This is a genomic window from bacterium (assembly GCA_037128595.1).
Taxonomy (GTDB): Bacteria; Verrucomicrobiota; Kiritimatiellia; order CAIKKV01; family CAITUY01; genus JAABPW01.
Map to the genome: position 1 here is coordinate 1 of JBAXWB010000052.1, position 11,359 is coordinate 11,359.

The window sequence follows — 11,359 nt, forward strand, 5'->3', positions numbered from 1 at the left end:
CAAAGTCATCCCTCTGCCATTCAGGTGCTTATGAAGTCAAATGGATAGACCCTGCGCTGGGGACAACCACCCTCCCTTTTGTCTTGCATATAATCAGCCTATAATGCATTTTTTTTGCGTTATAGGAGAAATATCATGAGTGGTGCGTTCATTGGGCGAAAAGCGGAGTTGAGTTCATTGAGGGCTTTTCTGCAGAAAGAATCGCCATCCATTGGTGTCATTTACACGTCAACTGGCTGCCCTGCTTGGTTTTTCGGGTATTGAGTTTTTTGCAGGGCCTTATTTCAGGTCTCCAGCGCGTGACGCCTCTGGCTTTCAAGTAGATCTTCTTTTCGCCCGGGCAGACAATGTGATGACGCTGTGCGAAATGAAGTGTTCTGCCGCTCCGACAGGGATGGATGTAATCCGAGAGGTGGATCGAAAAGTGCATTTATTGCAACAGGAGTTCCCTTCTAAAACAATACAACGTGTTCTTGTTATTCAGGGCGAACCCTCCCGTGAGGTGCTTCAATCAGGCTATTTCTATCGTATTATTCATGCCAATGAATTGGCGGGAATCTAAGAAACCGTTCATTACGTTCGGAGGGGGATTGCAGGATCCCGCTAACTGAGAACGCACGGTAGCGGTAGTGATGAGGCCCGCGCATGTGTATCCGCCAGGGCAGACACATCTAAATACCAGCCAATCCAAGAGATTTGAACAGAAGTCGCGAAGCTCGCAAAGGTGAATGTGGCTTGAAGAATCAAAGACTTGTCACCTCCTGCCGAGGGTCGGTGCGGGATTTTTATTTCTGGCCCGCCTGCATCGCTAAGAAAACCTTTTCCTGCCCTGAGCCTGTCGAACGGGCTTCGCGGGCTTTGCGACTTCTGTTCGAATTTTCTCCCAGTCAAAATCATGACCAAGATTCGATTGATCCAATTCGTAAGATCCTGAAACGGTGAAATAACGGACACGATGTCGTGCCCCTATATCAGGAGATCTGGATTCAATCCACCCGTTATATTGCAAAGATGCAAATAAGTGTGTTTGTGCATCTAAATCTAAACCATTTACTAACAATATGTTACAATGCAAAAAAAACCATGCAAAGCCTATGGACAGAGAGTCTGGTAAGCAGTAATATATCTACATCGTATGAGTAGCACCATTAACAGCAAGGCGGTCGCGGAATTGGCCAAAGTGTCGTTGGCCACAGTTTCCCGCGTGATTCATGATAGCCCCTTTATCAGTGCGGAGACCAAGCGCACGGTTCGTGGAGCGATGCAGACCTTGGGATATCAGCCGGCGGCGCCGGGTCGGCGTCAACGGCGTACCCGCAGTGCCCGGCGCACCAACCGGATCGCGCTGGTGGTGGCCGGACTTCCCCGGGCGGCCATGAATGCGCCGGTTTATCTCGACGTCTTGCATGGGGTTGAGGCGGCGGTGCGCGAGAGCGGTAAAGCGCTCATGCTGCTCCATCTGTCGTCGGAGGCGGCCAGTCCGGCGGAGTTGTCCTCGCAGAAGGTCGATGGGGTGGTGCTGTTCGGGTCCACGCAGGATGAACGCCTGATTCGCCGTTTGCAGGGAACTCCCTGCGTTCAGGTCATGGGGAAGATCGAGCCCCGCGCGTTGTGGGATCACGTCTCCTATGACAACGGAAGCCTGGGGCGGATTGCCGCCGATTATCTCCTCGGGCGCGGGCACCGGCATACCGCCTTCATTTCGAGCACGCGGCAGCCGTTTTTTATCGAGCGCGGCGAGGTGTTCCAGCGCGCCATGGCGGCGGGCGGTGGAACCAGCTTGGAGTTTGAGGATATGGCGTTGCTCGATACGTCCGAAGAGCTCTTGCAGGCGAACCCCGACCGGATGCGGGTGCTGGTGGACCAGTTGCTTGCCGGGAATCCCCGGCCGACCGCCGTCTTCCTGTCGGCCGACACGCTGGCGCTGGGGTTCTATGCCGAGTTGCAGCGGCGCGGCGTGAAAGCCGGCGAAGATCTGGATGTGATCGGGTGTAACAACGAACGAATCCTCCTGGCCCATCTGAGCCCGCGTCCGGCCACGATTGACATCCATGCCGAGCAAGTGGGGCGCAAAGCCGTGGAGCGTTTGCTCTGGCGTCTCGACCATCCCCGCGAACCGCGTATGACCGTGGCGCTGGAGCCGACACTGGTTCCGGGTGACGGGGTGGAAGAGTTTCAAGATGAAACGAGTTTCAAACATGGATATGCAGGATTTACAGGATGAGTACATGAGTGTCGCGGTTACAGTTACAAAAGAGGGGGAGAATCAAATGAACACAGGAATGAATATGAATAAGATCATAGGGCAATGGATCGCGGTGATCGTGATGGCGTTGGCGGCGGGAACGGAGGGGGCGGGTACCGTCACCGTCACCGATGATTTCAGCACGTCCCACGACTACTTGACGGCAGGCGTCAGCGGCACGATCTGGGACGGGGTTTACAACCAATCAGCCGCCAACGTTCTCAATACGACGGGCACCCCGAACCAGTTGACCATCGGCACTACCACCAACGGTGCGGTCGGTTGGGAAGGCACGAAGGCCACTGCCCCGTTCCTCTACAAAAGCGTGACCGGCGACTTCGATGCCCGCGTCCAGGTGACCGCCGGGACAACGGCCAACTATACGATTGCCGGGCTGCTGGTCCGCCTGAACCCGGCCAATGCCGACGGTAACGCGGCAGAGGACTTCGTGATGGTCACCTATAAATGGTTCAACGCCTATAACGGGCTCTTTAGCGTCAATGACAACGCCCCCAGCGAAACACAGTTTACCGCCGGCGGCGGGAAATACTTGCGGCTGACGCGCACCGGCAACGTATTCAATGTGTATACCAGCAGCGACGGGACGACTTGGACGAAACAGGCATGGAACGGCGGCAGCACTGACCTCACCCGCGCCGACCTCGGCGGCACCGTGCAGCTCGGCCTGACCGAGGGCGCGTACATCATCACCGTCGCTCCCACGTGGGTTCGGTTCGACAACTTCTCGTTGACAACCACGAACACCGCCACAACGACCACGTTGGCCTCTTCGGCCAATCCGTCCACCGTCGGCGATTCGGTCACCTTCACGGCGACGATCGCTCCGGCCAGCGGCGCGGTTGTTCCCACGGGATCGGTTCAGTTCATGACCAATGGCGTCGCCTTGGGCGCGCCGGTCACGGTCACCACCGGAACTAGCCCGACCGGCACCGCGTCCATCGCCACCAGCGCGCTGCCGGTGGGAACGCACACGGTCACGGCGGTATTCACCGCCACCGGCGCTTTCGACGACAGCACCGGTACGCTGCCCGGCAGCCAGAGTGTCACCTTGCCAGCCGTCGGCACCACCACCACGCTGGCGCTGCGTAGTCCATGGACTTCCTCCTCGACCTACGGCGATGCGTTGCAGTTTGACGTGACGGTGACCGGCACCAGCCCGTCAGGAACGGTGAAGATCAGGAACGGCGGCTTCGGCGGCACCGAGATTGGCACGGGCACCTTGTCCGGAGGCTCCGTGATCGTGACCCTAAACCCGTTGAACGCGTTGACGGCGGGCAGCCACGCCAACATCGTGGCCGTTTACCTAGGCGACAGTGGCAATGCCTCCAGCACATCAACGGCCCTGGGCACTCAAACGGTGGCAAAGAAGGCACTGACCATCCCCAACGCGGCGGCGCAGAACAAAACTGATAACGGCAATAACACCGCCACCCTCACTGGCACGCTTGCCGGAGTGGTGAGCCCCGACTCGGTGACGCTGACACTGTCCGGCACTTTCGCAGACGCGAACCCGGGGATCAACAAACCCGTAACCTCCACCTCCACCATTGACGCGACCTCGCAGGCCAACTACACCCTGACGCAGCCCACCGGCCTGACGGCTTCCATTGTGGCGGTGGGGGCTGCGAACTATACCAATTCGGCGTCCGGAAATTGGAGTGCGGCAGGAAGCTGGACGGGCACTTCGCCCACCGCCAGCGGCGTATCGGAAGCCGTGATCGTCTTCAAGCCCACGGCTATCGACAATAGTATTAATGATTTGTCCGGTGCGTTCTGGCTCAACCAGTTGAATGTGGTGCCGAACTACGCCGTGAATCTTTCTGCCTCCGGCGGCAACTCCCTGCTCTTCACAAAAACCAGCGGCGGCACCCTGCCGTCGATCGCCAATGCTGGAACCAGCACACTCACCCTCAACACGCCCATCACCCTGGCCACCAACCTGACCATTAACGCGGTGTCCGGTGGCGCCATCACCACCACCAGCAACATCACGGACGGCGCGTTGGGTTATGGCATCACCAGTAGCGGAGCCGGCACCCTGACGCTCTCCGGCGCTAACACCTTTTCAGGCGGACTGACGTCGACTGGCGCCGGCACTACCTGGTTGCGCGACAACACCATGAACTTGGGCTCAGTGGTGCTCAGTAAAGCTAATGGTGCAGGTAATGTACTCAACCTTACCAATGTCACCCTGACTTCCGGACCCGTAACGATAGGGGCTTTGTGGAATAATGGCGAGAGTGTGAATCTTTATTCCAATACCCAATGGAACGCGGCAAGTCTTGATATGCCCGCCAATGCTAATGCGAAGTTGACTATCAATGGCGGAGCAACTCTGAATGTAACCAACGGCTTCAGCTTACGCGCTGGCGATATCATCCTCAACGATGGATCAACCGTGAGTGTTTGCAACTCAGGCATAACGAAACCGTTCTGGGATTCTGCCAATCTCCGCCTCAACGGCGGGAGTCTCGTAATCTCCAACTGCCCCACTGCTCTAAGCTGCGGCGGTGGTTATTTTCCAATAACGATCAGCAACGGTACAGTCATGGTCGCCAACTGTCCTGTCGCCTTCGGCGGTAGTGGCGGCGGGACGGTGTCCCAATACGGAGGCACGGTAATCATCAACAGCAATGCCGCTTTCAACACTAGCACCTATGACATGCCGACCTACGCCATCAGCGGGGGCAGCCTGATCCTGACGAATGGCGCGTATATTCCGGCCTTTCACACTTTTACTGCGAGTGGAAATGCGGTGGTATCAGTCGGCACTTCCGCTTCCGGGAAGCAGAATAATTTTAGCGGCATTTGGTCACCAGTGGTCACCATTACGAACAACGCGCAGGTCACGTTTGCCACCGCGCCCCAGATCGCTAATGGCTCTTTTAATTATAATGCTACTCTGAACCTGGACGGCGGTGTGCTGACCGTGCCGGGGTTTGTGACGAGTGCGGGGACTGGGGCAAGCACGGTCAACTTCAATGGTGGCACCCTGCGATTCTCCGCCAATAACACTGTGGCTAATTATAGTTATACCACCAACTTTGTGCTGGCTGGCGGCGCGGTCATTGACAGTAGCGCCATGGCGGTAACAAATAACCAAGCGCTGCTTAACGGCACTGGCGGCGGAGCGGATGGCGGGCTGACCAAGCTCGGCGCCGGCAGTTTGACACTGGGCACGAACAATACCTACAAGGGCAGCACAACGATCAGTAATGGCACCTTGAGACTGTTGGCCACGGGGTCGATCAGCAACTCGGCCGTGATCAATGTGACGAGCGGCACCGTGTTCGATGTGAGTGCCTGGACTTCGGGGTACACCCTCACGAACAACCAGATTCTTGAGGGGAGCGGATTGGTGACCGGTTCGGTCGTGGTCGCCTCCGGCGCCGGAGTTTCCGGCGGGATTACGAATGACATCGGAACGCTGACGTGTGCCAGCAATCTGACCCTGAATGCAGGCGCCAATGTCTATTGGAACTACAGCACCACCACGGCAGATGTCGTGAACGTGAACGGGATACTGTCACTGCCTTCGAACGCGACGGTAAACGTCAGTGGAACCGGCGTCCTGCCGTCCCAAGTCTTATTGTTTTCTTCAGCAAATCCAGTCAACATCAGCGGGGCGACAGACTTGCGCGGGTGGACGATCACCGGCGCCAAGGCAACGACGCGTGCCATCAAATCGGGTAATCAGGTGTACCTGGTGACCTCCAGTGGGATGGTTATCATCTTGCAGTAACGACATCACGATGGGGGGGTGTTATGACTGTTTATAGAAAAATGTTTTCAGCGGTGGCCCTGGGGTGGGTGGTCGCCGCTGGCTGGCAAGCCGAGGCCGGGTTTGTGGTGGACAACTTCGATGGCTACACTTTGCCGACGAATGTCAATCAACTCGCTAACGGATGGGGGGCGGATGATACTACCGCCGTGGTGACCAATCTCCTGTCGGACTCCGCGCCGAACTCGGTCTTTGTTCCGCAGTGGCTGACGGTCTCGAATGCCGTCAGCCTGTCGGGCGCGACCTATCCCCATGTCTGGACGGAGTGCGCCGTATACGACAGCGGCCGGCTGATCCCGGGTACGGAACCGGTTCCGAGTGGAAGAGAGGGCGTCATGTTGGGGGTCAGCACCGGGGGCTATGCCATCGTGTATGACCCCGGAGTGACCAACTGGGTCACCTACACTAATGATGTATGGGGGACCAACATGTACCTTCAGGCCAATGCGTGGGCCGTTTTTTCGGTGTTAGAGAATTTCACGAACTTCACCGCTGCGGTATTCCTGAACGGCCATCTGATGCGGTTGGGGCTCCCGTTTATCAGCAATTCGCTGGCCAACTACGGAGCATTCAAATCCATGGGCGGCAACCTGACCAATGGCTTCCTGGACAATGTCTTCATCAGCAACGCCATTCCGGCATCACTGACTCTGGATCTGGACAATGATGGGGTGGCTGACGCCCTTGAGGTCGACACCTATGGCAATGTCACGACGGTCAGGCGGTTGACGAACACGGTATCCGTGACCGGCTCCGGCTCGATCAATCCCCCGGGGACATTCACGGTGACCTGGAACACGAACGTGACGTATGCCTTGACGGGAGCGGAGGCCTATGTGGTGGGGTCGTTAACGAACAATGGCGTGACCACCAGCTTTGGCACGAAGACGGCGACCTACACCGATCTCAACGTGACGAGTGACCGGACGATCACGGCGGCCTTCGTCTACAACGGCATCCGGTATGTGCCGGGCGACCACACGACGATCACCGGCGTACTGGCGGTGGCCCAGGGCGGCGACCAGATTGTGGTGAGTAACGGGACGTATGCGGGTTCGATCACCGTGTCGAACGGCGTGGTGCTGATTGGAACCAACATGACGGGGGGCGCCGGGGATACGAACCTGACGATCAGCGGGGCCATGACGGTGGTGCAGACGGGGACGGTCTATTCCGCAGGCGCCCCTGGCCAGTACACGGTGACGGGCACGGTGAGCATTGCGGCGGGCGGGTTGCTGACGATCAGCAACACGGCGGCGAACTTTGGCGGGCTGAGTATCGGGGGCGGCGGCATGTTGCAGGTGGTGAACGGCTCGCTGGTGGTGGGGAGCTATACCAACTCGGGCCCGACCTTCACGCTGTCGCTGGTGACGAACACGGCTTCGTCGGCGGGCAACGGCACGATCACGCCCAGCGGGACGAGCACGATGATCTCGACGTGGTCGAATGTGGTCTACAGCCTGCTGGCGACGAACGCGGGCTATGTGGTGGGGGCCGTGACGAACAACGGGGTAACTGTTGGCGGCGGGGCGCTTGTGGGAGCGGGCACGAAGACGGCGACCTACACGGATCCGGCGGCGAACATCACGAACAACCAGAACATCATTGCGGCGTTTGTCTATAACGGCATCCGGTATGTGCCGAGTGACCACTTGACGATCACCGGTGCACTGGCAGTGGCCCAGGCGGGTGATGTGATTGTGGTGAGCAACGCGGTGTATGACGGCTCGGTAACCCTGTCGAACGGGGTGATGCTGGTGGGAACGAATCTGGGTGTGAATGCCACGAACCTGACGGTGAATGGGACGATGACCGTGGTGACCGGCACGGTCAGTACGGCGGCGGGTGCGTTCACGGTGACAGGCCAGGTGACGATTGCCGCGGGCGGGTTGCTGACGATCAGCAACACGGCGGTCAATTTCAACGGGTTAACCATCGGGGCGGGCGGGGAGGTTCAGGTTGTGAACGGGACGGTGACGGCCAATGGTGTGACACAAACGGGAACGTTCACCCTGGATGCCAGCTCGTTCAACTTCAAGGCGTCAATGCTGAATTTTACCGATGGCTTCGAGAATTACTTGCCCGGAGTCACGTTGGCCTCGCTGGGCGCCTTCGGTTGGGCGGCGACGGACGCTGGCGCTGTGGTGACCAATGGCGCGGCGGTTGTGAGCCAGGGTGCCAAGGCGGCCTTTATTCCGGCAGGGGTCTCGGTCTCCAACACGGTCAGCGCAGCGGGGATCACGAATGTATGGACGGAGTTGTATGTCAAGGATGACGCGCAGGTGACGCCTGAGACGCAACCGCCGGTTGTCGCCAACAGTGCGGTGATGGTGTACTTCGGGACCAATGGGTACTTGACGGTTTACAATCACGCCTCGAACGCATGGGATGTCTGCAGTAACGATGTGACGATGGGGCCGGTGGCGCGGGTAAACGCGGGGCAATGGGCGCGGGTCAGCATCTTCCAGAACTTCAGCAACCACACGGCGGCCATTTTCCTGAACGACCAACTGCTCCGGGAGCAGGTGCCATTCATTTCCGCCGGAGTATCGCAATACGGGAGCCTGAGTGTGGTCGGCGGACAGAGTGGCGCGGCGGGTTTGGATGCCGTGAAGATCTGGACGAATGTGGTACCGGGGCTGGTGGGCGATTTGAATTTCGACCGGATCCCTGATGCCTCGGAGATTGCACTCAACGGGAGTATCCGGGTTTATCCGGGCGGCTCGGTGTTTTTGATCCGGTAGGGCGCCTAACCGCGGCATTACCGGAACCAAAAAGAAGAGTTTGTCCGCCACGGGCGGATCCGCCTGCGGCGGAAACAATCACGAAGTTCGCATGATTACTGAAATTCAAATACATAGTCTTATTCGCCGAAGGCGCAACGAATATTCCCTTCGCGGGCTTTGCGACTTCTGTTCAAATTTCTTTTCTGCTCCTTTACCGGTCAATAAAGCGATTGATTAAAGTCGGAAGGCACTAATAATCCGGCCACTAAACAGTAGCGGGAATCAAGATTCACCACCCGCTTCGCTAGAGGCACAGAGACACAGAGAAGATGGAAGAAGAGAATACAATGTTGCGGGTATTTAAGATGCGGAGTACCCGCCTTCGCAAAGCTACGGCGCGGCACGCCGCCTCTGAAATTCCCGCAACCCTTCTTGGAGTAATTCCAGGAGAAAGAGGAGAGGGGACAACACACAACACCTCTCCTCCTTCTGGCTGTTTCCCCCTCCAAGAAACCGTGGCGGCATTTTTAATTCTGGTACTCCGGAATTACAAATGCCGCCACATTCTCTTCTTGCCTGCAGGAATTCTCGGTGTCTCAGTGTCTCTAGCCTGGCATGCCCGCCGTAGCTTTAGCGGAGGTGGGTACTCCAGGCGGGTGGTAAAGTCTTTTTCGTCGCGGGGAGTTGCGATTATTTAGTGGCCGGAGTAATAATACAAAGGAAAATAAAATGGGCAAACGATGGACTGTGGAGCAGGCCAATGAGTGGTATCAAAAACAACCGTGGCTTGTCGGATGCAACTATATTCCCGCTACGGCGATCAACCAGTTGGAAATGTGGCAGGCGGAAACCTACGATCCGGTCACCATCGACCGGGAACTGGGGTGGGCCGCTGGAATCGGATTCAACACGGTGCGTGTGTTTTTGCACGACCTGGTATGGAGCCAGGATCCGGGCGGGTTTTCCCGACGCATTGACGATTTTCTCTCCTTAGCCGACCGTCACGGCATCAAGGTGATGCTCGTCCTGTTTGACGATTGCCATCGCCCGGACCCGGTGCTGGGAGTCCAGCCGCTGCCGGTGGCGGGCGTACATAACTCCGGCTGGAAAATGAGTCCGGGCCAGAAGCTGGTTCTGCAATTCCAGGACGGCACCGTGGCGGGAGAGGAGCAGGCACGGCTGCGTGACTTTGTGACCGGGGTGCTGACGCGGTTCGCGGACGACAACCGCGTCCTGTTGTGGGACCTTTATAACGAACCCGCCAATGGTGGCCCTGACGATAAAAGCCTGGAATTGCTGAAGCTGACGTGGCAGTGGGCGCGCGAGGTTCGCGTCTCTCAACCGCTCTCCACCGGCCTCTGGTTTGAAAACGGTGACAAGCACAAGCAAGTCCATGCGCTGATGGCCGCGGAATCGGACATTATGACCTTCCACAATTACACGGATGCCACGAAGCTGGAAGCGGAAATTGTTGCGCTCAAGGAACGGTTTCCCGGCCGGCCGATCCTTTGCACGGAATACATGGCGCGTGCTTCGGGTTCCACGTTCCTGGATTGCCTGCCGGTGTTCAAGAAACACGGCATCGGCTGCTACAACTGGGGCTTGGTAGCGGGAAAAACTCAGACCCATTTTGGATGGGAAACCATCGAGAAACTCGGGGCATTGAAAGCCCAAGGCGCGTTCCTCAAGCCCGGCGATCCGATTCCGGAACCCGGGTTGTGGTTCCACGAAATCTTCCGCATGGATGGCTCGCCATACAGTCCTGCGGAAACAGCCTTCATCCGCGCGATCACGAAATGAAAAGGCTGGTGCCTGGCTTGAACGCTAAGTACAGCATTTCTTAAATAACCACTCAAATTGAAGATATACCACTGAGTTCAGTATTGACTAAGCGAGTCGACGAAGCGTACCGGACTAAGTGAGGTGACGAAGAGTGCGATTAAGTGTTCGCTCGGCACTATTCTTACACTTAATCCACACACCTAATCCCTACCCTTAGTCGGTTACCCTTAGTCCACCTGCTTATTAATCCGGCCACTAAATAGTATCGGAAATCAAGATTCACCACCCGCCTGGAGTACCAGGCTTGAGGCACCGAGGCACAGAGAAGAAAATACAAATGTGGCGTTTATTTCGCCCACGGAAATACCGTGGTCAAAATAAACGCCACGGTTTCTTGAAGGAAGATAAAGAGGGGGAGGAGGGGGTTCGTGTGTTGTTCCATCTCCTCTTTCTCGATGAATTCCTCCAAGAGGGGTTGCGGGAATTTAAGGCGGTGTACTCGCCGCCTTCAATTCCCGCAACATTTTCGCTGCAGCAGGGAATTCTCGGTGCCTCAGTGCCTCAAGCCTGGTACTCCAGGCGGGTGGTGAAGGCATATTCGTCTTGCGGGAGTTGCTGCTATTTAGTGGCCGGAGTAATAGTCGCTTCCTCTCGGCAGTCCATCAGCGCATGAAAGAATTAACATTATACGTTAGTGAATTTATGCATCAGAGTACTAAGTTAAGCGATGCGGCCTCTATTGTGAATTTTTTGGAGTGCGGCGGCTTGACCTGCGCTTGTCCCTTAAATTCACGCACCGTGTTC

General features: G+C 57.2%; 5 protein-coding genes. All 5 read left to right on the top strand.

Translation table 11 applies throughout. The features are described 5' to 3' along the window. Positions 1-214 precede the first annotated feature (214 nt). The 5 genes from WCS52_18990 (at position 215) to WCS52_19010 (ending at position 10,573) form a co-directional block, all read left to right on the top strand. On the top strand, positions 215-562 hold the full coding sequence (locus tag WCS52_18990; protein ID MEI6169274.1) for a hypothetical protein: 348 nt from the start codon (positions 215-217) through the stop codon (positions 560-562). A gap of 573 nt (positions 563-1,135) precedes the next feature. Next, positions 1,136-2,224, top strand: a complete 1,089-nt coding sequence (locus WCS52_18995; GenBank protein ID MEI6169275.1) for a LacI family DNA-binding transcriptional regulator — start codon at positions 1,136-1,138, stop codon at positions 2,222-2,224. A 64-nt stretch (positions 2,225-2,288) separates the two neighbouring features. Continuing rightward, positions 2,289-6,008 carry an Ig-like domain repeat protein gene (locus WCS52_19000; GenBank protein MEI6169276.1) on the top strand — a complete coding sequence of 1,240 codons (3,720 nt, stop codon included), beginning with the start codon at positions 2,289-2,291 and terminating at the stop codon, positions 6,006-6,008. 23 nt (positions 6,009-6,031) lie between these two features. Further along, positions 6,032-8,791 carry a hypothetical protein gene (locus WCS52_19005; GenBank protein MEI6169277.1) on the top strand — a complete coding sequence of 920 codons (2,760 nt, stop codon included), beginning with the start codon at positions 6,032-6,034 and terminating at the stop codon, positions 8,789-8,791. Between the two features lie 711 nt (positions 8,792-9,502). After that, a complete protein-coding gene (locus tag WCS52_19010; GenBank protein ID MEI6169278.1) occupies positions 9,503-10,573 on the top strand; it encodes a cellulase family glycosylhydrolase in 1,071 nt (356 codons plus the stop codon). The last annotated feature ends 786 nt before the right edge of the window (positions 10,574-11,359 follow it).

Bases quoted from the DNA above. Each gene is read 5' to 3' on its own strand.
- WCS52_19010 (MEI6169278.1), top strand. From the start codon at position 9,503: ATGGGCAAACGATGGACTGTGGAGCAGGCCAATGAGTGGTATCAAAAA.
- WCS52_19000 (MEI6169276.1), top strand. From the start codon at position 2,289: ATGAATAAGATCATAGGGCAATGGATCGCGGTGATCGTGATGGCGTTG.
- WCS52_19005 (MEI6169277.1), top strand. From the start codon at position 6,032: ATGACTGTTTATAGAAAAATGTTTTCAGCGGTGGCCCTGGGGTGGGTG.
- WCS52_18995 (MEI6169275.1), top strand. From the start codon at position 1,136: ATGAGTAGCACCATTAACAGCAAGGCGGTCGCGGAATTGGCCAAAGTG.